Below are 22,395 nucleotides of genomic sequence, written 5' to 3'. Positions count from 1 at the left end.
TAGAATCGTGTTTAAAAAAGAGTTTGTTACTGGTTAGGGTTTTTAGAGAGAATAGGGTGTTTTTAGGGGTTTGGAAATACTAGAAGGATAAAATTTAAAATTTTCTAAGTTAAAATTACGCAGAATATATTAGCAATATTTTTGAAAAGATGTCGAAAATTTGAAGGCATCAAAATGGATTTTATAAAATTTCTTAATCATTTTCAACCCATATCTAAATCTTCTCAGCAAGCTAGTGTATATAAATCTTTTAAGTTGAATTTAAAACCAAAGACTCTTAATGAAAAAGACGAAAATTCCTCTTCATTTCAAGAGCAAAAAACAGATGTAGCTCAAACTATGCTTCAAAGATTAGAAGATGAAAAATTTTTCAATCAAAAGGTAAGTGATAAAGTAAAAAAGCTGAAAGAGGTATGACTACTATATATTTTAGAGGTTCTATTACAAATAAACTCGTTCGTAGTGCTTTAAGTTCAACAGCTATTAATAAGTTGGAGATTGAATTTGACAAAGAAGATATGACTAAAAGACTTGATGGATCATATATATTAAGTGGAAAAGTTGAAAATTTCGTGGCTGGATGGTATGCTGATATAGTAGCTAGCGATAGAAATAATGATGGATATTTAGAAGATTGTGAGCTTGAAGATACGAAAAGTGGTTTTGTAGCACAGGAAACAAATTTAGGACTTTTTGTGCAATCTTATACACAATTAAATGGTAGTGTAGATACTCTATTTGGTTTTGAAAAAGATTTTAGAGAAATGCGTCCAGATGATACTAAAGATACAGATTATGCTGGTAGAACTATAGGTTTAGAGCTTGATAAAATGATAAGAAAAGATGGAGATTTTAATGGAGAGCTTAGTTTTAGCGAAACTGGCATGCAAGCAGTAAAAACCAAAGCTCCAAATTCTGGATGGACTGAAAGTGTAGGTATATTAACTTTAACTAAATTTGATCAAGCTAATACAATAGAAATTAAAGATATCTTAGATAAATTATGTAAAGGCGTAAAAATGATGATTTAAGTGAAGATGAAAAATCTCTACTTAAAATGCAATTATCTGATAAAATTTTTGATGAAGTTGAAGATAAAGAAACTGGGAATAAAAAACTTGTTTTTAATCCGGATAAATTTAAAATTTTCTATGAAGGTTTTGTGGATTTATTTAAACAAAGAAGTGCAAAAATGCTAGGTTTAAAACCTAAAGATGCAACTAAACTTAATTATGACAATCTTGGTGAAATTATCAACGAAATGAAGCAAACTTATTTTGATATAAATTCTATGAGTTATGGAAAAATAGCTGATTTAATTAAAATTTGGGCTTAGTTTTTATAATTATCTTATAAAGTGTATTGTTTTTTTTATTTTGATATATTGTATTCTTATAAAAAAGTAACTAATAAAAGTTTAGCCATATAGACTAAATAAAATTAAGTATATTTTTTTATATTTATACTTGACAAAATAACACTCAATGTTGTATAATACTTCTAGCAATCAAAAAATAGAGTGCTAAAAATTTAAGGAAAGAGCTATGAAAAGCCGAGATAAAAAGGATTTGATTTTAGATTCTATCATTCAAACTTATCTTTTAGATAATGTTCCTATTGGTTCAAATGAATTGAATTTAAATCTTTGTATCCCTGCTTCAACTATACGCGTCTATCTTAAAAGGCTTAGCGACGAGGGTTTGATCACTCAGCTTCATATAAGTAGTGGTAGAATTCCTACTATTTTGACAATGCAAAATTACTGGCAAAGTTTTTGGAAAAAAGAACAAGATCAAGATATCAATATCAAAAGTGAGAATTTTTTAAAAGAGTTGAGTAAAGAATTTGAAATTTATTGTCTTGTTTATGGTGGTAGAAGCTTAGTACTTAAAGAAGTACTTGATCTAAATGCTAAGTTTATAGTACTTGATTTTAAAGAAGAAGAGCTCGTTTTAAAATATGAAAAAGAAGCATGGAATTTTTTACAAAGTCTTATAGGATTGGATCTTTTTAGTATAGAAAAAATAGCTTTGAGAGTTCATTTTATAGATCTTGTAGAAAAAATAGCTAGCTTAAGACAAAATTTGATTTGCTATAGAAGCAATGAAGAAAGAGCTTATCAAATTTATCAAAATGATGAATTTGTTAAGCTCTTAGATTGTGGAGTTCATCGTTATTTTAAAGAAAGTCTTGAATTTGAACCTTTATTTAAAGAAGGTTTTATGGGGCTTAAGGTGGATGCGCAGTTTTTGGGCGAAGATGTAAATATTATCTTAGCAGGTAGTGTTTATACGGATTATAAAAAAATATTACAATACATAAAGGAGGCGGCGTGAGCGAGCAAAAGCAAGAATTTGAAAATGAAAACGCAGAAAATTCTGAACATTTGCAAGATGAGAATTTGCAAAATATCGAAGATGTTGAGCAAAACAGATTGCAAAAAGACTATGATGAATTAAAAGACAAATATATGCGTGCAAACGCTGAATTTGAAAATATTAAAAAAAGAATGGAAAAAGAAAAGCTAAGTGCTATGGCTTATGCAAATGAAAGCTTTGCAAAGGATTTACTTGATGTTTTAGATGCTTTAGAAGCAGCTATCAATGTCGAATGCCATGATGAAATTAGCTTAAAAATCAAAGAAGGAGTGCAAAACACTTTAGATTTGTTTCTTAAAAAACTTGAAAAGCATGGAGTGGCTCTTATTAAAGAAGAAAAAGAGTTCGATCCAAATTTACATGAGGCAATGTTTCATGTAGATAGTGAAAATCATCAAAGTGGTGAAGTGGTTACCGTGCTTCAAAAAGGCTATAAAATAGCCGATCGCGTAATCCGCCCAACCAAAGTTAGTGTAGCAAAATAAATTTTAATAAAAAGGATAAAAAATGAGTAAAGTTATAGGTATAGATTTAGGAACAACCAATTCTTGTGTTGCTGTGTATGAACGCGGCGAAAGTAAAGTAATCCCAAACAAAGAAGGTAAAAATACAACTCCTTCTGTGGTAGCTTTTACAGATAAAGGCGAGGTTTTAGTAGGAGATAGTGCAAAACGCCAAGCGGTAACTAACCCTGAAAAAACTATTTATTCTATTAAAAGAATTATGGGTTTGATGATCAATGAAGACGCGGCTAAAGAAGCTAAAAACAGACTTCCTTATCATATCACTGAAAGAAATGGTGCTTGTGCGATTGAAATCGCAGGTAAAATTTATACTCCGCAAGAAATTTCAGCAAAAGTTTTAATGAAACTAAAAGAAGATGCTGAAGCTTTCTTAGGCGAGAGTGTTGTAGATGCGGTTATTACTGTACCTGCATATTTTAACGATGCACAAAGAAAAGCGACAAAAGAAGCAGGAACGATAGCAGGACTTAATGTATTAAGAATTATCAATGAACCTACTTCAGCAGCTCTAGCTTATGGACTTGATAAAAAAGATAGTGAAAAAATCGTGGTTTATGATTTAGGTGGGGGAACTTTTGACGTTACTGTGCTTGAAACTGGCGATAATGTAGTAGAAGTTTTAGCAACAGGTGGTAATGCTTTCTTAGGGGGTGATGATTTTGATAATAAACTTATAGATTTTCTAGCTAATGAATTTAAAGATGAAACAGGCATAGATCTTAAAAATGATGTTATGGCTTTACAACGCTTGAAAGAAGCAGCAGAAAACGCTAAAAAAGAATTAAGTTCAGCTAATGAAACTGAAATTAATTTACCATTTATCACAGCAGATGCAAGTGGGCCAAAACATTTGGTTAAAAAACTTACTAGAGCTAAATTTGAAGGTATGATTGATTCTTTAGTAGCTGAAACCATCACTAAAATCAATGAAGTAGTAAGCGATGCAGGGCTTAAAAAAGATGAGATCAAAGAAATTGTTATGGTAGGGGGTTCTACTCGTGTTCCTTTAGTGCAAGAAGAAGTGAAAAAAGCTTTTAATAAAGATCTTAATAAGTCTGTAAATCCTGATGAAGTTGTGGCTATTGGTGCGGCGATTCAAGGTGCGGTTATAAAAGGTGATGTAAAAGATGTGCTTTTACTTGATGTTACTCCGCTCTCTTTGGGTATAGAAACTCTAGGCGGGGTAATGACTAAGATTATCGAAAAAGGCACAACTATCCCAACTAAAAAAGAGCAAGTTTTCTCAACCGCTGAAGATAATCAAAGTGCTGTAACTATCAATGTTTTACAAGGGGAAAGAGAATTTAGTCGTGATAATAAATCTTTAGGAAATTTTAATCTTGAAGGAATTCCACCAGCACCACGCGGTATGCCGCAAATCGAAGTTACTTTTGATATTGATGCAAATGGTATTTTAACTGTTAGTGCAAAAGATAAAGCAACAGGTAAGGCTCAAGAGATCAAAATCACAGGTTCAAGCGGACTTAGCGAAGAAGAAATTAACAACATGGTAAAAGATGCTGAACTTCACAAAGAAGAAGATAAAAAACGCAAAGAAGCTGTAGATGCTAGAAATGCAGCTGATAGCTTGGCTCATCAAGTAGAAAAATCTTTAAGTGAGTTGGGTGAAAAAGTTGCTGCTGCTGATAAAGAAAATATCCAAAAAGCTCTTGATGATTTGCGCGAGACTTTGAAAAATCAAAATGCAAGCAAAGAAGAGATTGAAAGCAAAATGAAAGCTTTAAGCGAAGTTTCTCATAAATTAGCTGAAAACATGTATAAAAAAGATGAGCCAAATGCAGCGAACGATAAAAAGAAAAAAGATGACGATGTAATCGACGCTGAAGTTGAGTAATCTTCCAAAATCTCCATTCAAGCCTTTTTAAAAGGCTTGAACTCAATTCTATTTTATCTTATTTAATTTTTAAAAATTTTTTAGTAGTGATTTTATATAATATATTATTAATAAAAATATAAGGAACACATCATGGAACAAAGCCAATTCCAGCCCATTGTCAACTTTATATGGAGTGTGGCAGATGATTTGCTTCGTGAAGTTTATGTGAAGGGCAAATACCGCGATGTTATCTTACCCATGACAATCATAAGAAGAATTGATGCGGTTTTAGAGCCTACAAAAGATAAAGTTCTCGAAACTTACGACACTTATAAAGATAAATTTGAAAATTTAGATTTTATACTAGGTGGAAAACAAGGAAACAACCTAGGCTTTTCTAATTATTCTAAATTTAACCTACAAACCCTTCTAAACGATCCAAAAAACATAAGAATAAATTTCGAAAATTATCTTGATTGTTTTAGTGAAAATATCAAAGATATCATTTTAAAATTTAAATTCAAAAACCAACTCGATACCCTAGAAGAATCCAATATACTTTTTGGTGTTATAGAAAGATTTTGCTCACCTAAGGTAAATTTCGGTATAGAAGATATTTTAGATGAAAAAGGTAATGTTATCCATAAAGGCTTGAGTAATCTTGGCATGGGGTATGTTTTTGAAGAGCTTATCCGTAAATTTAACGAAGAAAATAATGAAGAAGCCGGAGAGCACTTTACCCCAAGAGAGATTATAGAGCTTATGACTCATCTTGTATTTTTGCCTGTAAAAGAGCAGATCAAACAAGGAACATGGCTTATTTATGATAATGCTTGTGGAAGTGGTGGTATGCTAACAGAATCAAAAGAATTCATCACAGATCCTGAAGGACTTATACAGTCAAAGGCAAATATTTATCTTTACGGACAAGAAATCAACCCTGAAACTTATGCTATATGCAAAGCAGATATGTTAATAAAGGGCGAAGATCCAGATCATATAAAATTTGGTTCTACCTTAAGCAATGATCAACAAAACTTACAATTTGATTTCATGCTTAGCAATCCGCCTTATGGTAAGTCTTGGGAAAATGATCAAAAAATTTTAGGCGTAGAAAAGAAAGGCTCAAATTCAACTTGCAATGACCCAAGATTTAGCGTAGGTATCACAAGCAAAAGCGATGGGCAAATGATGTTTTTACTCAATATGCTTAGCAAGATGAAGTTTGACACCCCTTTGGGTTCTCGTATCGCAAGCGTGCATAATGGAAGCTCGCTTTTTAACTCAGATAGCGGTATGGTAGCTATAAGAAAGCATATCATAGAAAACGACTATCTTGAAGCTATAGTCGCCCTACCTACTAATATGTTTTATAACACCGGTATTCCTACTTTTATATGGATCATCACCAACAAAAAGCCAGAACACAAAAAAGGCAAAGTCCAGCTTATAAACGCTACAAATGAAGAGTATTTTTCAAAAATGAAAAAGTCTTTAGGCTCTAAACAAAATGAAATGACTAAAGAACATATAGAAAAAATCACTAAATTATTTTTAGAAAATGCAAGCAACAAAGATTGCAAGATTTTGGATAATGAAGACTTTGGCTATACTAAAATCATCATAGAAAAACCAAAAAGCATAGAAGCTTTAAAAGATGATGAAAAATTTGCAAAACTCAAAGACAAAGATAAAATTTTAGAAAAATTAGAACAATTAGAACAAAATCTACAAGACTTTAAAAACAGAGAAGAATTTATCAAATTTTTAGGTGTAAAGCTTAAAAAAAGCGAAGAAAATCTCATCATTGATAGCGATAAAACTAACAATACTGAAAAAATTCCACTCAAAACAGACATACAAAACTACTATGACACAGAAGTAAAGCCTTATGTAGCAAACTCTTGGATAGCGTGGGAGAGTGCAAGTGTGGGCTATGAAATACTTTTTAACAAATACTTTTATATCTATACTCCACCAAGAAAACTAGAAGAAATAAACAGCGAATTAGAAAATCTAGAAAAAGAAGTGCAAGATCTTTTAAAAGAGATCATGCAATGAAAAATTTCAAAGATAGTGACATAGAATGGCTTGGGGAAATTCCGGAGCATTGGAAGTTGATTAAGTGTAAAAATTTTTTTGTTTTAAAGAGTATACCTATAGGTGATTTGTGGAATAAAACAAAATTACTATCATTAACTTTAAATGGAGTTATAGAAAGAGATATTAATAATCCGGAAGGAAAATTTCCAAGTGATTTTTCTACTTATCAGATAGTTAAAGAAGGCGATTTAATTTTTTGTCTTTTTGATGTAGCAGAAACCCCTAGAATTATAGGATTATCAAAATTAAATGGAATGATTACTAGTGCTTATACTATATTTGAGATTAAAAATCAAGAAAAACGATTTTTAGAATATTTCTTTATTGACCTTGATAACAGAAAAAATCTTAAATTTTTATATAGAGGTTTAAGAAATACAATATCAAAAGAAGATTTACTGAATCTTAAAATTCCACTTCCACCACTAAAAGAGCAAGAGCAAATTGCAAATTTTTTAGATTCTGAAATTTCTAAAATAGATAAAATCATAGAAAAAATCAAAAAACAAATAGAACTCATAAAAGAATACAAAACCATACTCATAAACCAAGCCGTATGCGGTAGGATTAGTTTATAAAAGGAGAAAAGATGAGAATTAAAGAAATTCAAATTAAAAATTTTAAAAGATTTGATAATTTGATTATTAAAGGCACTGAACAATCTAAATTAGTTGCGTTAGTCGGTCCTAATGGAAGTGGAAAATCATCAATCTTGGAAGCTTGCAACACATGGCAAAAAAGTAAAAGATGGAATATTATAGATACAACGTATCATAATAAATATTTGAATATAGGTCATCAAATTGATATAATTTTTAATCAAGATTTACCTCATGATTATAATTATCAAAAGCTAATGCATTTTAGAAGTGCTCATAGAAATGAAGCAGATTTTACAGTTGAGCAATTTTCAAAAATGAGCAAACCCTATGAAAGTTTAAAACTCAGAAAAATTATAGATAATGATACTTCTGTTTCTGATAATTTTAAAAGATTAGTTGGAATGACGGTATCTGATTTATATAATAATGAGAACTCTGAAATATTAGTAAAAGATTTAAAAGAAAGATTATTGGGTAAATTAAGAAAATCTATGAAAAATATTTTTGATGATTTGATTCTAGAAGGAATAACAAATCCTTTTGAAAATGGTAGTTTTTATTTTAAAAAAGGAAAAGTAGAAAAATTTCATTATAAAAATTTATCATCAGGAGAAAAATCAGCTTTTGATTTATTATTAGATTTGGTTTTAAAAATAGAATATTTTGAAGATGGGATTATTTTCATTGATGAACCAGAAACTCATATGCACACTTCATTACAGTCAAAACTAATTGAAGAAATTTATAATATTATTCCAGATAATAATCAGCTATGGATTACAACACATTCTTTAGGAATATTGCAAAAAATAAAAGAATTAATTGCATGCAAAAATCAAGATATATCTATTATTGATTTTTCGGAACAAAATTTTGATGAAGAAATAGTATTAGAACCTTGTAATATTGACAATATAATTTGGGAAAAATTTTTATCTTTTACTATTGGAAATTTATCAAATTTTATAGCACCAGAAATTATAATTTTTTGCGAAGGAAATTTATGTGGTGAAAAAAGAAAAAATTTTGACGCTGAAATTTATAATAATATTTTTAATAAAAAATATCCAAAAGTTACTTTTATAGCTGGTGGTAATTGTGAAGATTTGAAAAAAGATGATAATCAAAGTGTAAAACTACTAGAATACATACTGCCAAAAACTAAAATTATTAAATTAATTGATAGAGATACACATACAGATGAAGAAATTAAAGATCTTAATAATCAAAATATAATCGTTTTGAACAAAGCAAATTTGGAAACATATTTATTAGATGATGAAATTTTAGAACTTTTTTGTCAAAATAATTTTACTGATTATTTAAAAGTACTTGAACAAATAAAACAAATAAAACAAAATGATATACATGATCTTAAAAAAGTACGAGGAGAAATTTTTAATGCTTTAAAGAATCAATTTAAATCAGAAGGTAAAACCTATTATATTGGAAGTAATGCTGATGGTTTTTTAAAATCGACATTATGTAAATATATTACAGAAGATACTAAAATTTATAAAGAATTAGAAAATATTATTTTTGGAAAAAACAATGACTAACTACACAGAAAAGAGGCTTGAAGATTTCATAGAATCATATTTGTTAGAAAACCATGCCTATATCAAAAGAACAAATGAAAATTACGATAAAAATTTATGTTTAGATGTAGAGCTTTTTGAAAATTTTTTACAAGCTACGCAAAGTGTAGCACTTGAAGAGCTTAAAAAGCGTTGTGGGCAAAACTATAAAAAAGAACTTTTTGATCGTATTTTCTCACAGATCAAAACTAAAGGCATAGTCAAAGCCTTGCAAGGCTATGTAGAGATCAAAGGTATCAAAATTTACCTAGCCTTTGCCAAGCCAAATACCAATGCAAACGAAGAAAGTGTGAAAAAATACGAGCAAAACACCCTTTCTATCATACGCCAGCTTTACTATAGCACGCAAAATAAAAACTCCCTTGATATGGTGATCTTTTTAAATGGCTTACCTCTTATCACCATAGAGCTTAAAAACCATTTCACCGGACAAAATGTCTTTCATGCTATAGAGCAATACAAAAAAGATAGAAACCCAAAAGAAGCTATATTTAACTATACGATAGTGCATTTTGCGCTAGATCATGATCTTTGTTACATGAGTACGAAATTAGATCAAGATGCGACTACATTTTTACCTTTTAACCTTGGTTTAAATAATGGTAGTGGCAAAATAGGCCTAGCAAATGGAGCAGGTAATCCACCAAGTGATGGTATAAAAACAGCTTATTTGTGGGAGAAAATCTTTAAAAAAGATACTTTGCTAAATTTATTTTTTAATTTTGTGCAAGTTGTAAAAAAGAAAAATGAAGAAATCATCATATTTCCTAGATACCATCAATTCGATGTAGTAGAAAAGCTACTCGCCCATGCAAAAGAAAACGGCACAGGGCAACGCTACTTGATCCAGCATAGTGCAGGAAGTGGCAAGAGTAATTCTATATCTTGGCTTGCACATAATCTCGTAAGCTTGCATAGACTTGAAAAAAATATCTTTGATTCTATCATCGTAGTAACCGATAGAAAAGTGCTTGATAGTCAAATAAGAGAAAATGTAAAATCCTTTTCGCAGACAAAAAATTTAGTAGAAGCTATCACTCATGGAAGCAAACAGCTTAAAAATGCTTTAGAAGAAGGTAAGAAAATCATCATCACAACCATACAAAAATTTCCTTTTATTTTAGATGAAATCAAAACTTTAAAAAGCAAAACTTTTGCTATCATTATCGATGAAGCTCATTCAAGTCAAAGCGGAAGCAATGCTCAAAAAATGGCAGAAGCCATAAGGGATAAAAGCGGCGATGAAAGTCAAAATTTAGATGATGAAATTTTAGAAATCATAAAAAATAAAAAACTCCAAAGTAATGCTTCTTATTTTGCATTTACCGCTACGCCTAAGCCAAAAACCTTAGAAATGTTTGGTATGCCTTGTGATGTTAATGGAGAACAAAGGTTTATCCCTTTTCATCTTTACTCGATGAAACAAGCCATAGAAGAAGGATTTATACTTGATGTACTAAAAGGTTATGCAACCTATAAAAGTTACTATAAAATCATATCTTGTACAAATGATAATCCAAAATACGATAAAAAAAGAGCAAGCGCAAAACTAAAAGCTTATGTACAAAACAATATCAAAACAATCGAACAAAAATCACAAATCATGTGTGAGCATTTTTTTCAAAATAGCTTTAAAAAGATAAATGGTAAAGCAAAAGCTATGATTGTAACAAGCTCAAGAGAAAATGCCGTGAAATATTATCTTGTTTTTAGGGAATATTTAAGAAAAAATTATCCACATTTTAAAGCCATTGTAGCTTTTTCAGGTGAAGTAAATTTAGAAGGTGAAATTTATAGCGAAAGTGCTTTAAATGGTTTTGCGGAAAATGTTTTAAAAGATGAGTTTAAAAAAGATGAGTATCGTTTTTTAATCGTTGCGGAAAAATACCAAACCGGATTTGATGAGCCATTATTACATACTATGTATGTGGATAAAGCATTAAGTGGGGTAAGTGCAGTACAAACTCTATCAAGACTAAACCGAACTTGCAAAAACAAAGAAAACACTTTTGTGCTAGATTTTGTAAATACTCATGAAGATATAGCAAAATCTTTTAGTGTGTTTTATGAGCAAACTTATTTAAGTGAAGCCACAGATGATAATAGAATTTTTGATTTAAAGGCAAATCTAAATGAGTATGAAATTTATACCCAAGAAGAAATAGATGATTTTACAAATGCTATTTTAAGAAAAGAAAAAGAAAATATCATTCATGCAAAATTGGACATAATGCTAGATAGATTTAATCAAAAAAGTGATGATGAAAAATTGGATTTTTATAATAAAGCAAAAACTTATCTTAAAGAGTATTCTTTTTTAGCTCAAATATTGCCTTATGAAGACATAGAGCTTGAAAAACTCTATATATTGCTTAAAAAACTTGCTAGTAAGATCATCTTGCCTAAATCAGAGGATTTAGCCAAAGGAATTTTAGATAATGTGGATTTTGATAGTTATCGCTTACAACTTGATAAAACACAAGATATCATTTTGCAAGGAAATGGAGAGCTAAAGCCTTCATTTGCAGATGGTTCGAGCAAAAGTGTTGAAGCTGAATTAGAAGAACTTTTAAACATCATCAAAGATTTTAATAACAAATACACAAATATAGACTTTAATGAAAGCGATAGAATCGCTAAAATCTTATACGATATAAAAGATGATATAGCAAAAAATGAAAGAATACGTGAAACTTTTAGCAAATCCGATATGCAAAATTCTCGTATCGAGTTCGATGCACTTTTAAAAGATAAAATTCAAGATATCTTGGAGTTAAATTTAGAACTTTTTAAACAATTTAATCAAAATATAGAATTTAAAGACAAGATAGCAAATACCATGTTTAATATGGTTTGTAATGATTTTTAAAGTATAAAGTTGTCAAAAAAAAGGATAAATGTTTGTGAGTGTAGATTTTTTTAAAACCTTTGATATTTCTAATGCACAACGATCAAAAGCTAAAAAAGTGCAGGGTAAAAAATATGAAATTTTTCTTAATGAAAATGAGCAAAGTCTTATAACTCCTAAAGTGTCTTTTAAAGAAATTTTGAGATATTATTATCTTTACCCAAAAAATGCCATTCCTTCTTTTAAATTACCTTTTTTTAAGCCTGATTTGAGTGATTTTAGCACCCCACATATTACTTGGCTTGGACATTCTTCGCTTTTTATAAGTTTTAAAGAATATAAAATTTTGATCGATCCTGTTTTTAACACTCATGCTTCGCCTATTTCTTTTATCAATAAGGCTTTTAAAAATGCTCCTGTTTATAATGTAAATGATTTTAATGAAATTTTTGCTGTGATTATTACGCATTCGCATTTTGATCATTTAGATGCTAAGAGTGTAAAAGTTTTAAAAGATAAGGCTAAATTTTTTATCACTCCTTTAAAAGTGGGAAATTATCTAAAAAGCTATGGGGTGAGTGAGAAAAAAATCATAGAGCTTGATTGGTGGAATGGAATAGAATTTGATGATTTAAAAATCATTGCAACACCTGCACAGCACAGTTCAAGTAGGGGAGATGGTAAAAACAAAACTCTTTGGGCTTCTTTTGTGATGGAATTTTTAAGTGTAGATAAAAGAGTGTTTTTTAGTGCAGATGGAGGGTATTTTACACATTTTAAAAAAATAGGTGAGTATTTTGGAGGTTTTGACCTAGCTTGTCTTGAAAGCGGACAATTTAATATCGCTTGGCCATATTCACATTCTTTTCCTGATCAAATTTTAAAAGAAGCGAAAGATCTTAATGCAAAAGCTGTCATGCCTATACATTGGGGGAGATTTTTAGCAGGAACTCATGCGTGGAATGAAGTGGTAAAATTTCTTTATGAAAATTTAGATTTACCCCTTATCACACCAAAAATGGGTGAGGCTTATGAAATAGGGGTTAAGTTTAAACAGGATTTTTGGTGGAAAGAAGGATAAATTAACACAAGTTTATAATTTATATTTTGGTTTTTGTTATAGTTTTATAAAACTAAAAAAGGAGATTTTGTGAAAATCATTCAATGGAATAGGGCGGAATTTAGCCCAAAAGAAGTGAAAATCAATGTTTTAATTGACAATGAAAAAGGTAAAGAAATTCAAATTTTATTAGCTAAAGATAGTGTGATGAAAGAGCATAAAGCTCCTTTTGCTATACATGTTCAAGTTTTAAGTGGTAAAATTTGGTTTGAAGTGGAAAAGGAAAAATTTGAATTAAATGCTTTAGATATGATAAGCCTAGAGGCAAATGTAGCGCATTCTTTAGGTGGATTAGAAAATTCTATAATAAGATTGAGTTTAAATAAATCAGATAGTATTCAAAGAGTAAATGCTGTGCTTAAAAAGCCTTAAAGTAATTTTAAGGCTTTAGGGCTTAATAAGAAGCAATGAAATTTGCTATTCTTTCTAAACCTTTTTTGATAAGCTCATCGCTTGTGGCATAAGAAAGCCTAAAATATCCATCCATTCCAAAACCTATACCTGGAACAACGGCAACTTTTTCTTGTTCAAGCAATTTTTGGCAAAATTTCATAGAATCTTTTTCTATTTTTTGTATATTTACAAAAAGATAAAAAGCACCTTCTGGTTTATAAACACTGATATTTGGGATTTGTTTAAGCATATCTAAGGCTAAGTTACGGCGTTTTTCAAAGGCTTGACGCATTTTTTCTATATCTTTATCACATTCTCCATTTAAAGCAGGAATGGCCGCATGTTGAGTAATGGAGCAAATATTTGAAGTGCTTTGTCCTTGAAGTCTTTTAACGGCCGAAATTAGGGCTTTATTTTTGCTTGCCATATAGCCAAAACGCCATCCTGGCATAGCTCCACATTTACTAAGTCCGTTAATGGTCGTAGTGCGTTTTAAAGCATCTTCGCTTACACTTGCAAAAGCTACAAAATCAAAACCATCATAGCGAAGTTTTTCATACATTTCATCACTTAAAACAGTGATTTGCGTTCCTTCTAAAACTTTAGCAATTTGAGTTAATTCTTCTTTAGAATAAATCGATCCCACAGGATTTGAAGGAGAATTTAACATCAAAACCTTGGTTTTAGCTGTGATAGCTTTTTTTAATTGTTCAGCGGTAATTTTAAAGCCATTTTCTTCTAAGCCTTTTACAAATACAGGTTTTCCACCTGCAAATTTTACCATTTCAGGATAGCTTACCCAGTAAGGACTAGGGATAATCACTTCATCATCTTTTTCTACTAAACATTCTATACATTCAAAAAGAGAGTGTTTTGCACCTACATTGGTGATAATTTCGCTTGTTTCATAATCAAGATTATTATCTTTTTTAAATTTGATTTGAATAGCTTTTAATACTTCAGGAATTCCCGCAACGGCAGTGTATTTTCCACATCCTTTTTCAATAGCACTTATAGCGGCATTTTTGATAGTTTGTGGTGTGTCAAAATCAGGTTCGCCTGCTGAAAAACTAATGATATCTTCGCCTTTGGCTTTAAGTTCATTGGCAAGTGCAGTGATGGCTAAAGTGATAGATTCTTCTAAAACTTGAGATCTTTTTGTAAGCATTTTTCAATCCTTGATAATTTTTGTTTAATTTTAGCAGAAAATTGCATTTTTACAATAAATTTAATTTAAAAATGAGTTGTAAATTTCAATAAATGTGAAAATTTGTATTAATTTTTAGGAAAAATTAATACGCATAATAATACGTATAATTTTATGTATTATAGAAAATTATTATTTTTGTGATTCAAGTTGTTTTAATATAAGATTTTCAAGTTCTAAAATTTTCTTTTCTAGCTTTTCTAGTTTGTCATCGCAATTTGCATCTATAGCTCTAATATTTTTATTTTTACGCTCTTCGATAATATAAGCAGGAATTCCAACGGCAGTTAAATTTGCACCTACATTCTTAACCACTACAGCATTTGAGCCTATTTTGGCATTTTCTCCTATGGTGATATTGCCAAGCACTTTTGCGCCTGAGCCTATGATCACTCCTTTTTTTATGGTTGGATGGCGTTTAGTACCTTTTTCAAGGCTTGTTCCACCTAAAGTAACGCCTTGATAAATTAAAACATCATCTTCTATAATTGCTGTTTGACCTATAACCACTCCATTGGCATGATCTATAAAAATACGCCTTCCAAGTTCTGCTCCAGGGTGCAAATCTACTCCAGTTAGAAATTGCGAAATTCCACTAATCATTCTTGCAATACGTTTAAAATTTCTTATATAAAAAAAATGTGCAAAGCGGTAATTTACTACAGCCCACACTCCAGGGTAATTAAAAAAAAGTTCTATACAAGAATTAAAAGCTGGATCTTGTGCCTTTGGCTGAGAAAAATCTTCTTTTATAATACCCCAAAAATTCATCTAAACTCCTATGCTTTTTAAATAACCATTATCATTTAAGAAAAGATAAAGTTCCCCTAAAATATGCTTTTTTTGCTTGTCATTTACAAGCTTAGAATTACTTATGCGTTCATTAAGTATATCCATGATAGCGTGTATATCATAGTCTAAATCTTCTAAGGTATCAAGTATGGATTGTGCTTCTATAATCCCCTCAACTTCATAGCCTTTTTCATTGATACTTATAATAGCTTCAGTGGGATGAGTAAAAAGATTGTGTTTCATTCCAAGTACTTCTTGATAGGCACCTACAAGAAAAAACCCTAGAAAATAATTTTCTTTTTCTACATCTACATCGTGTAAAAATAAAGGTTTATCTTTAGAGTATGAAATTTCTCCATCGCTATCGCAGGTTATATCCCAAATACTTGCACTTCGAGTCGGTTCTTCATCTAAGCGATCAAGTGGCATGATAGGGAAATTTTGTTCTAAGCCCCAAAAATCGGGTATGCTTTGAAAGAGTGAAAAATTTACCAAATACCTTTCTTGTACTTCATCTTGTATAGCAAGTAAATCCGCAGGATTTTGCTTATCACCTAAAAGCAAGATGGCTTTTTTTGTAATCAAATGAGTTAAAATTTCAGCATTGGAACGATCTTGTAAATCCACATAGCCCAAATCAAAAAGAGTTAAAATACTTTCTAAATGATCTATGCTATCATGCAAGTATTCTAAAGCATTGGAAGGTTTTATGCTTTTATAAAGATCATAAAGCTCATCGATAAGTTTTGGATTTTGTTTTTTAAGTATGAGTTTGTTTTCTGCGTATTCTTGAGAAAAAAGTTCTAATACAGGAGCGATTAAAACAGCGTGATTGGCTGCTACAAAACGCCCACTTTCTATGAAAATATCAGGCTCTAAATCTTTTTTTTGTTCGGCTATGTTTTTTAGGATAAAAACTACATCGTTAGCATATTCTCTTAGGGTATAATTTCTACTTTTTTCATTTTTAAATTGTGAGTATTCTACAGCCAAACCACCACCAAGATTGATAGCTTTTAAATTTTTAGCCCCCATTTTTCTAAGTTCTGTGTAAATATTTCCTGCTTCGTTTAAGGCTTTTTTTAAAGGATGAATTTCAGTAATTTGTGAGCCTAGATGAAAGTGAATCATGGTGAATTGTTCTAAAAGTTTGTTTTCTTTGAGTAAGTTTACCGCTTCTATGAGTTCAGTGGATGTAAGTCCAAATTTAGAATTAATCCCACCGCTTTTTGCCCAAATTCCAACTCCAGCAGAATGCAAACGCACACGTAAGCCTATATTTGGTTTAGGTTTAAAGCGTTCTTTAGCTATGTCTATGATAGCTTCAAGTTCATTAAGTCCTTCTATGGTTAAAGTGATATTATGTCCCATTTCAGCTGCGATAAAGCCTATGTTGATAAGTTCTCTATCTTTAAAGCCATTTACGGTAATAGGTGCGCCTTCGTTATTATAAGCCATAGCGAGTAAAAGCTCTGCCTTAGAACCTGCTTCAAGTCCATAGTTATAGTCTTTTCCAAGTTTTACAAGATTTTTTACAAAACCAGGGTATTGATTGACCTTTAAAGGATAAACAGCGTTAAATCCTCCTTTATAGCCAAATTCCTTTCTTGCTTTATTGAAATTTCCGTAAATATTTTCAATTTGTTTTTGGATAAGATGGGGAAATCTTAAAAGTAAAGGCCCCTTGTATCCATCATCTCTTAATTCTTTAACTATATCAATAATAGCAGGTTTTTTCTCGTAATTGATACAAACTTTACCATTTTTGATAATGAAATTTTCATTTCCCCAAATATCAATACCATAATCCATCATAAAACCTTCTTTAAGTCTGCAATTTTAATCATTTTTTCTTCTTTTTTTGTTAAATTTTTATAAAACAAACTTTCATTTTGTGCTTCATTTTCTCCCATGCAAAGAAAAATTTCAGTATTATTTTTATCCGCGTTTTCAAGATGTTTAGCTAGTTTTCTTGCTTCATAGCTTAAAAGCACTTTATATTCTTTTCTTAAATTTGTAGCGATATGCAAAAGTTTTTGGATATAAATTTCATCCATAGCACAAAGATAAATTCCTTCTCTTTGAATCTTTTCTTCTTTTTGTTCTAAAATAGTTATAATTCTTTCTATACCCATGGCAAAACCTATACCATAGCCACTTTTTCCACCTAAATACTCTATAAGTCTATCGTAGCGTCCTCCACCTGCGATAGCAGCCTTTGCTCCTATTTCATCGCTTATAAATTCAAAAGCCGTTTTAGAATAATAATCCAAACCCCTCACAAGTTTTGAATCTAACTCAAATTTAACTCCATTATCCTTTAAAATTTGTTGCAGTGTTTCAAAATCTTTTTGGCAAGAGGTGCATAAATTATTGATTAAAAGTGGAGCATTTTCAAGCAAATTTTGACAATGCTCATTTTTACAATCTAAGACACGAATAGGATTTAAATTTTTTCTACGCAAACAATCTTCACAAAAACCTTCTTTGGAATCTAAGAATTCAACGAGCCTATCGCGGTATTTTGGCAAGCATTGTGAGCAGCCTAAAGAATTAAGTTGAAGTTTAAAATCAATACCAAGGCGTGAGAAAATTTCTACTAGCATTAAAATAATGCTTGCATCTTCATAAACATTAGGTATGCCAAGGCTTTCAACTCCAAATTGATGAAATTCTCTTAAGCGACCCTTTTGAGGTCTTTCATAACGAAACATAGAACCATGATAAAACCATCTTTTCACACTAGTGTTTTTATCGAGTTTTTTTTCTATATAGGCACGCACCACCCCAGCAGTTCCTTCAGGACGCATGCAAACATGATTTTCACCTTTATCGATAAATTCATACATTTCTTTACCTACTATATCAGAACTTTCTCCTACGCTTCTTTTAAAAAGGGTGCAAAGTTCTAAATGCGGTGTATTGATAAAAGTAAAGCCATAGTTTTTAGCTACTTCTTCGCAGGTTTTAATCACTTTTTCATAATAATATGCATCTTTATCTAATAAATCTTTCATTCCTTTTAAAGCGTTAATCATTGTAAAAATTCCTTTATTTGTTGGTGTAATTTTTCTTTACTTTCTTTTGCGTCAAGTGTTAAAATTTCTACAGAAATTTTTTCTTTTAAAAAATGAAGCACTTTTTCGAGTTTGTCCTGTACACTTAAAAAATACTCAATGCCACGTTTTTCTATACTATCTAGTTCTTTTTGACTGAGGCGTTCTTGGATAAGGTTTGCATCTCCTTTTAAAAAGATAATTTTTTGTGGAAAAAAATTTTCTAAAGCAAAACTATTTAAAGCAAAAAGCAAATCGTTTTCAAAATCTTTGGCATAAGCCATACCTGAAATAAAGCTTCTATCGCTAATAATGAGTTTGTTTTGATGGGTTTTTAAGATTTCTTCAAAATGTTGAGCACGATCAGCTAAAAAAAGCAAGAGTTCAGCTCTTTTGTTAATAGGATGAGTTTTATTAAGTAAAATTTCTCTTAAATGTTTTCCAAGTTCTGTTCCGCCAGGTTCGAGTGTGAAAATGGCATCTTTGTAAATTTCTTTTAAAAGTGAAATTTGCGTACTTTTTCCTACGCAGTCAATACCTTCAAAAACTACATACAAGATTGATCCTTTAAAAAAGGTAGAATTTCTTTTGGAACAAGAGAGCTTACATCACCCCCATGTGCTACTATAGAGCGAACAATAGAACTTGAAATAAAAGCATGTTTTAGACTTGGCATAAGATAAATGGTTTCCATATCTTCCCAAAGTGCGTGATTTGCATAGCCAATTTGCAATTCGTATTCAAAATCACTCACCGCTCTAAGTCCACGGATTATAGTATTAACTTTTAATTCTTTGGCTAAATCTACAAGTAAATTATCAAAAGCAATGATTTTAACATTTTTTAAATTTTGTGTTGCGAGCAGGGCTAGTTCTTTGCGTTTTTCTAAATCATAGCAAGGTTTTTTATGTTCACTTTTTGCTATGGCAACGATGACTTCATCAAAAATTTTTAAAGCCCGTTTTATAACATCTAAATGCCCGTTGGTAATAGGATCAAAAGTCCCAGGATATAAACAAGTCATTTTTGCTCCAATTTTTTTTAAAAATATAACAAATTTAAACTAAAAATTTTGCCATTTTTCATATAAATTGTGTTTTATTTCTAAAAGATCTAACCATTTACCTGCGATAAAATTTTCCATTTGTTCTAGATTGTTTGCTTTAGAATAGCTTGCGATAATAGGAGGGGCGATGATAACTCCCATTTGGCTAAGTTTTAACATATGTTCTAAATTTAAAGTAGAAAAAGGCATTTCACGTACCCCTAAGATGAGTTTTTTTCTTTCTTTTAGGGCTACTGCTGCAGCACGCATTAAAAGAGTGTCTGCAAAACCAGCGTGAATTTTTGCTAAACTTGAAATCGAACAAGGAGCAATGATGGTTTTTTCTATTCCAAAAGATCCACTTGCTACATTTAGACTTAAATTTTTATCATCTAAAAAATGAGTGTATTTAAAATTTTCTTGACAAATTTCTTCTAAATTTGCTTGATTTTCAGCTTTGAAGCTAAGTTTTGCACCTTGGGTTAAAATACAATAAAGTTCGCATTGATTTTCTAAATTTTTTAATAATTTTAAGCCTAAATTGACACTGCTTGAACCAGAAATTCCCAATAAAACCTTCATTGTATAATTATCCTATTTTTACCCACTACGATGCCTTGTATAACTTTACCTTCTTTGTTTTTTGCGCGAATCCTTTCGCCCATATTTGCACTTTGCAAAGCCACAAGTTCGATTAAAACATCAACATTTGCTTCGCTTAAAACCCCGATTATAGGATCATTTCGGCGTATTAAAGCTGTGGTTTTAAACATATTTGCTCTCAAAATGGTATTTTTGTTAATGTTGCTTTTAGCTACAAGATTATCCACATCATCTAAGGTTAAGGCATTTAAAGGAACTTTATCAAAATCAATTAATACGCTTTTATAGTCAAAAGCTCCAAGTTTATCTCCTCTTTTTATAGCGCGTTCGCTTTTTAAAACTTCTAAATTTGCTTGAATGAAATATCTAAAAAATACATTTTTTTGTATATTTTGCGGAGTTTTAAATTCAGCCCTTAAAAAGCCTTGTGCTTGATTAAAACGTCCATTAGCGATTCTTAGAAATTCATATTGATCAAAATCTTTAGGCAGTGATGTTATTTTTAAATCAATTTGAGAAATTATAATTTTAGGGAAATTATTTCTAAATTCTTTAGCTAGTGCTGTTTTGATTTCTTCTAAACTAGCTGCTTGGATATAATTTATCACAATAAAAAAAGTTAAAAAAATAATTTTCATTTTTATCCTAAGAATTTATAATGCAATAAATAGTATTTTAGCTTTTATAAGTTTAACAAAGCCTTTAGAAGGCTTTGTATAGAGTTAAAAAGCAGGGATAACAGAGCCTTTGTATTTTTCTATGATAAAATTTTTAATTTTATCGCTTGTTAAAATTTCCTTGATAACAAGACTTTTTTGACTTGTTTCTTCGCCTCTTCTTGCAGCTAAAACAATAGCATATAAACTATCTTTATCTTCTATAAAAATACCATCTTTTAAAGGGTTTAAACCTGCTCCAAGAGCATAGTTTGTGGTAATAATAGCCAAATCAGTATCATTTAGGGCCCTTGGAAGTTGTGCGGCTTTAAGCTCTATAAATTTAAGATTTTTTGGATTTTTACTTATGTCAATAGGGGTTTTAAGGGTGTTTTGACTTTTAAACTCTATTAAATTTGCTTTAGCTAGCAAATCAAGAGCTCTGCTTTCATTAGTAGCATCATTAGGTATAGCGATTTTAGCACCATTAGGAATGTCTTTTATATCTTTTATGGAGTTAGAATATATAGCCATAGGAACTAAAACAATAGCACCTAAAGAACTTAAATTTGTTCCTTTATGGATATTAAAATCATCTAAAAAAGGTTTATGCTGATATAAATTTGCATCCAAATCTTTCTCATTTAAAGCGATATTAGGTATATTATAGTCATTAAATTCTTTAACTATTAACTTCCAACCTTTTTCTTGAAATAAGGGTTTGGAGAAATTTAAAATTTCGGCATAAGGTGTTGGTGTTGCACCTATGATTATGGTTTTATCTGCTCCAAAACTAAGACTAATTGTAAATAAAACACTTAAAAATATTTTTTTAATATTCATCTATACTCCTAAAAAGCCGGGATTAATATATCTTTATAATGTTCATTAATGATGGCTTTAAATTTATTGCTTCTTAAAATTTCATCAATTACTTTGGTTTTTTCGCTATTTTTATCTTCTGAGTGTACCACAACATAATTTACATAAGGGCTATTTTTATCTTCCCTAAAAATAGTATCTTTACTTGGATTTAGACCGGCTCCAAGTGCGAAATTAGAATTAATTATAGCAATATCAACATCATCTAAAGCCCTTGGAAGTTGTGCAGCTTTAAGTTCTATAAATTTAAGTTTTTTTGGATTTTTGTTTATGTCCAATGGAGTTTTTAGAGTATTTTTGTTAAGCTCTATTAATTTTGCTTTCTCTAAAAGCTCTAAAGCTCTGCTTTCATTGGTGGCATCATTAGGTATAGCAACTCTAGCACCTTCTTTAAGATTTTCTAAATTTTTGATTTTTTTACTATAAACTCCTACTGGAGCTATAAGTACAGGCGTTGTTGCAATTAAATTTGAACCTTTCTTTAGGTTGTATTCTTCTAAAAAAGGTTTGTGTTGATATAAATTTGCATCAAGTTCTTTTTCCTCTAGTGCACGATTGGGCAAAATATAGTCTGAAAATTCTACTATTTTAAGCTCATACCCTTTGTTTTTAAAATCATCTTTCATTAGTTCTAGTAAGCTACCAAAAGGATTTGGAGTGGCTCCTATAGTAATGTTTTGTGCAAATAGACTAGATAAATTTAGAATGCAAGCGAGTATAATAATTTTAAATAAATTCATAAAAACTCCTT

22 protein-coding genes are annotated in these 22,395 nt (G+C 30.3%); 12 read left to right on the top strand and 10 right to left on the bottom strand.

The window, feature by feature from the left end:
* The first annotated feature begins 174 nt into the window (after nucleotides 1-174).
* The 12 genes from ELQ06_RS08730 (at nucleotide 175) to ELQ06_RS06105 (ending at nucleotide 13,382) form a co-directional block, all read left to right on the top strand.
* Nucleotides 175-417, top strand: a complete 243-nt coding sequence (locus ELQ06_RS08730; RefSeq protein ID WP_167840566.1) for a hypothetical protein — start codon at nucleotides 175-177, stop codon at nucleotides 415-417.
* Nucleotides 414-1,031: a hypothetical protein gene (locus ELQ06_RS08725; protein ID WP_167840567.1), complete on the top strand. Its 618-nt coding sequence runs from the start codon at nucleotides 414-416 to the stop codon at nucleotides 1,029-1,031. The genes ELQ06_RS08730 and ELQ06_RS08725 overlap by 4 nt, the downstream gene beginning before the upstream one ends.
* Nucleotides 1,032-1,057: 26 nt before the next feature.
* Nucleotides 1,058-1,336: a hypothetical protein gene (locus ELQ06_RS08720; RefSeq protein ID WP_167861650.1), complete on the top strand. Its 279-nt coding sequence runs from the start codon at nucleotides 1,058-1,060 to the stop codon at nucleotides 1,334-1,336.
* Between the two features lie 208 nt (nucleotides 1,337-1,544).
* A complete protein-coding gene (locus ELQ06_RS06145) occupies nucleotides 1,545-2,336 on the top strand; it encodes an HrcA family transcriptional regulator (RefSeq protein WP_052797745.1) in 792 nt (263 codons plus the stop codon).
* Complete coding sequence (gene grpE, locus ELQ06_RS06140; protein ID WP_002893254.1) at nucleotides 2,333-2,863, top strand: nucleotide exchange factor GrpE; 531 nt, start codon at nucleotides 2,333-2,335, stop codon at nucleotides 2,861-2,863. Before ELQ06_RS06145 ends, grpE begins: the two co-directional genes overlap by 4 nt.
* Nucleotides 2,864-2,885: 22 nt before the next feature.
* Entirely contained in the window at nucleotides 2,886-4,757 is a 1,872-nt protein-coding gene (gene dnaK / locus ELQ06_RS06135; protein ID WP_052797744.1) for a molecular chaperone DnaK, read from the top strand.
* A gap of 132 nt (nucleotides 4,758-4,889) precedes the next feature.
* Nucleotides 4,890-6,800 carry an N-6 DNA methylase gene (locus ELQ06_RS06130; RefSeq protein WP_134237487.1) on the top strand — a complete coding sequence of 637 codons (1,911 nt, stop codon included), beginning with the start codon at nucleotides 4,890-4,892 and terminating at the stop codon, nucleotides 6,798-6,800.
* Nucleotides 6,797-7,420: a restriction endonuclease subunit S gene (locus ELQ06_RS06125; RefSeq protein ID WP_134237486.1), complete on the top strand. Its 624-nt coding sequence runs from the start codon at nucleotides 6,797-6,799 to the stop codon at nucleotides 7,418-7,420. Before ELQ06_RS06130 ends, ELQ06_RS06125 begins: the two co-directional genes overlap by 4 nt.
* A gap of 11 nt (nucleotides 7,421-7,431) precedes the next feature.
* Nucleotides 7,432-9,003, top strand: coding sequence for an ATP-binding protein (locus tag ELQ06_RS06120; protein ID WP_052793910.1), 1,572 nt, complete (start codon nucleotides 7,432-7,434; stop codon nucleotides 9,001-9,003).
* Nucleotides 8,996-11,911 carry a DEAD/DEAH box helicase family protein gene (locus ELQ06_RS06115; RefSeq protein ID WP_052793909.1) on the top strand — a complete coding sequence of 972 codons (2,916 nt, stop codon included), beginning with the start codon at nucleotides 8,996-8,998 and terminating at the stop codon, nucleotides 11,909-11,911. Before ELQ06_RS06120 ends, ELQ06_RS06115 begins: the two co-directional genes overlap by 8 nt.
* A 28-nt stretch (nucleotides 11,912-11,939) precedes the next feature.
* Nucleotides 11,940-12,971, top strand: coding sequence for an MBL fold metallo-hydrolase (locus tag ELQ06_RS06110; RefSeq protein WP_052793908.1), 1,032 nt, complete (start codon nucleotides 11,940-11,942; stop codon nucleotides 12,969-12,971).
* A 69-nt stretch (nucleotides 12,972-13,040) separates the two neighbouring features.
* The gene (locus tag ELQ06_RS06105; RefSeq protein WP_002882534.1) at nucleotides 13,041-13,382 is read left to right on the top strand and encodes a cupin domain-containing protein; all 342 of its coding nucleotides are present in this window, start codon (nucleotides 13,041-13,043) and stop codon (nucleotides 13,380-13,382) included.
* A 22-nt stretch (nucleotides 13,383-13,404) separates the two neighbouring features.
* Here ELQ06_RS06105 and ELQ06_RS06100 read toward each other — a convergent pair whose 3' ends face one another.
* The 10 genes from ELQ06_RS06100 to ELQ06_RS06055 form a co-directional block, all read right to left on the bottom strand.
* Nucleotides 13,405-14,571 (bottom strand): pyridoxal phosphate-dependent aminotransferase, encoded by a 1,167-nt coding sequence (locus tag ELQ06_RS06100; protein WP_052793907.1) that lies wholly within the window; start codon nucleotides 14,569-14,571, stop codon nucleotides 13,405-13,407.
* A 171-nt stretch (nucleotides 14,572-14,742) separates the two neighbouring features.
* On the bottom strand, nucleotides 14,743-15,381 hold the full coding sequence (cysE, locus tag ELQ06_RS06095) for a serine O-acetyltransferase (RefSeq protein ID WP_052797742.1): 639 nt from the start codon (nucleotides 15,379-15,381) through the stop codon (nucleotides 14,743-14,745).
* Entirely contained in the window at nucleotides 15,382-17,217 is a 1,836-nt protein-coding gene (speA, locus tag ELQ06_RS06090) for a biosynthetic arginine decarboxylase (RefSeq protein WP_032584612.1), read from the bottom strand.
* On the bottom strand, nucleotides 17,214-18,440 hold the full coding sequence (gene hisS, locus ELQ06_RS06085) for a histidine--tRNA ligase (RefSeq protein WP_052793905.1): 1,227 nt from the start codon (nucleotides 18,438-18,440) through the stop codon (nucleotides 17,214-17,216). The genes speA and hisS overlap by 4 nt, the downstream gene beginning before the upstream one ends.
* On the bottom strand, nucleotides 18,437-19,015 hold the full coding sequence (tmk, locus tag ELQ06_RS06080) for a dTMP kinase (protein ID WP_002867977.1): 579 nt from the start codon (nucleotides 19,013-19,015) through the stop codon (nucleotides 18,437-18,439). The genes hisS and tmk overlap by 4 nt, the downstream gene beginning before the upstream one ends.
* A complete protein-coding gene (gene coaD / locus ELQ06_RS06075; protein WP_002852633.1) occupies nucleotides 19,006-19,482 on the bottom strand; it encodes a pantetheine-phosphate adenylyltransferase in 477 nt (158 codons plus the stop codon). Before coaD ends, tmk begins: the two co-directional genes overlap by 10 nt.
* A 39-nt stretch (nucleotides 19,483-19,521) precedes the next feature.
* Complete coding sequence (locus ELQ06_RS06070; protein WP_014516988.1) at nucleotides 19,522-20,085, bottom strand: UbiX family flavin prenyltransferase; 564 nt, start codon at nucleotides 20,083-20,085, stop codon at nucleotides 19,522-19,524.
* Entirely contained in the window at nucleotides 20,082-20,744 is a 663-nt protein-coding gene (gene flgA, locus ELQ06_RS06065) for a flagellar basal body P-ring formation chaperone FlgA (RefSeq protein WP_052793904.1), read from the bottom strand. The genes ELQ06_RS06070 and flgA overlap by 4 nt, the downstream gene beginning before the upstream one ends.
* Nucleotides 20,745-20,828: 84 nt before the next feature.
* Nucleotides 20,829-21,605 (bottom strand): MetQ/NlpA family ABC transporter substrate-binding protein, encoded by a 777-nt coding sequence (locus ELQ06_RS06060; protein WP_052793903.1) that lies wholly within the window; start codon nucleotides 21,603-21,605, stop codon nucleotides 20,829-20,831.
* Nucleotides 21,606-21,613: 8 nt separating this feature from the next.
* On the bottom strand, nucleotides 21,614-22,384 hold the full coding sequence (locus tag ELQ06_RS06055; protein WP_134237485.1) for a MetQ/NlpA family ABC transporter substrate-binding protein: 771 nt from the start codon (nucleotides 22,382-22,384) through the stop codon (nucleotides 21,614-21,616).
* Nucleotides 22,385-22,395: the final 11 nt, after the last annotated feature.

The organism is Campylobacter sp. CH246 (assembly GCF_004378835.1).
In the GTDB taxonomy this organism is placed as follows: Bacteria; Campylobacterota; Campylobacteria; order Campylobacterales; family Campylobacteraceae; genus Campylobacter_D; species Campylobacter_D jejuni.
The sequence above is the reverse complement of the archived record's forward strand: the minus strand, read 5'-3'. Positions and strand labels throughout refer to the sequence as shown.

Coding starts and splice junctions, on each gene's coding strand:
- ELQ06_RS08730 (WP_167840566.1), top strand. CDS start 175: ATGGATTTTATAAAATTTCTTAATCATTTTCAACCCATATCTAAATCT.
- ELQ06_RS08725 (WP_167840567.1), top strand. CDS start 414: ATGACTACTATATATTTTAGAGGTTCTATTACAAATAAACTCGTTCGT.
- ELQ06_RS08720 (WP_167861650.1), top strand. CDS start 1,058: ATGCAATTATCTGATAAAATTTTTGATGAAGTTGAAGATAAAGAAACT.
- ELQ06_RS06145 (WP_052797745.1), top strand. CDS start 1,545: ATGAAAAGCCGAGATAAAAAGGATTTGATTTTAGATTCTATCATTCAA.
- dnaK (WP_052797744.1), top strand. CDS start 2,886: ATGAGTAAAGTTATAGGTATAGATTTAGGAACAACCAATTCTTGTGTT.
- ELQ06_RS06130 (WP_134237487.1), top strand. CDS start 4,890: ATGGAACAAAGCCAATTCCAGCCCATTGTCAACTTTATATGGAGTGTG.
- ELQ06_RS06125 (WP_134237486.1), top strand. CDS start 6,797: ATGAAAAATTTCAAAGATAGTGACATAGAATGGCTTGGGGAAATTCCG.
- ELQ06_RS06120 (WP_052793910.1), top strand. CDS start 7,432: ATGAGAATTAAAGAAATTCAAATTAAAAATTTTAAAAGATTTGATAAT.
- ELQ06_RS06115 (WP_052793909.1), top strand. CDS start 8,996: ATGACTAACTACACAGAAAAGAGGCTTGAAGATTTCATAGAATCATAT.
- ELQ06_RS06110 (WP_052793908.1), top strand. CDS start 11,940: ATGTTTGTGAGTGTAGATTTTTTTAAAACCTTTGATATTTCTAATGCA.
- ELQ06_RS06100 (WP_052793907.1), bottom strand. CDS start 14,571: ATGCTTACAAAAAGATCTCAAGTTTTAGAAGAATCTATCACTTTAGCC.
- cysE (WP_052797742.1), bottom strand. CDS start 15,381: ATGAATTTTTGGGGTATTATAAAAGAAGATTTTTCTCAGCCAAAGGCA.
- speA (WP_032584612.1), bottom strand. CDS start 17,217: ATGATGGATTATGGTATTGATATTTGGGGAAATGAAAATTTCATTATC.
- hisS (WP_052793905.1), bottom strand. CDS start 18,440: ATGATTAACGCTTTAAAAGGAATGAAAGATTTATTAGATAAAGATGCA.
- coaD (WP_002852633.1), bottom strand. CDS start 19,482: ATGACTTGTTTATATCCTGGGACTTTTGATCCTATTACCAACGGGCAT.
- ELQ06_RS06070 (WP_014516988.1), bottom strand. CDS start 20,085: ATGAAGGTTTTATTGGGAATTTCTGGTTCAAGCAGTGTCAATTTAGGC.
- flgA (WP_052793904.1), bottom strand. CDS start 20,744: ATGAAAATTATTTTTTTAACTTTTTTTATTGTGATAAATTATATCCAA.
- ELQ06_RS06060 (WP_052793903.1), bottom strand. CDS start 21,605: ATGAATATTAAAAAAATATTTTTAAGTGTTTTATTTACAATTAGTCTT.
- ELQ06_RS06055 (WP_134237485.1), bottom strand. CDS start 22,384: ATGAATTTATTTAAAATTATTATACTCGCTTGCATTCTAAATTTATCT.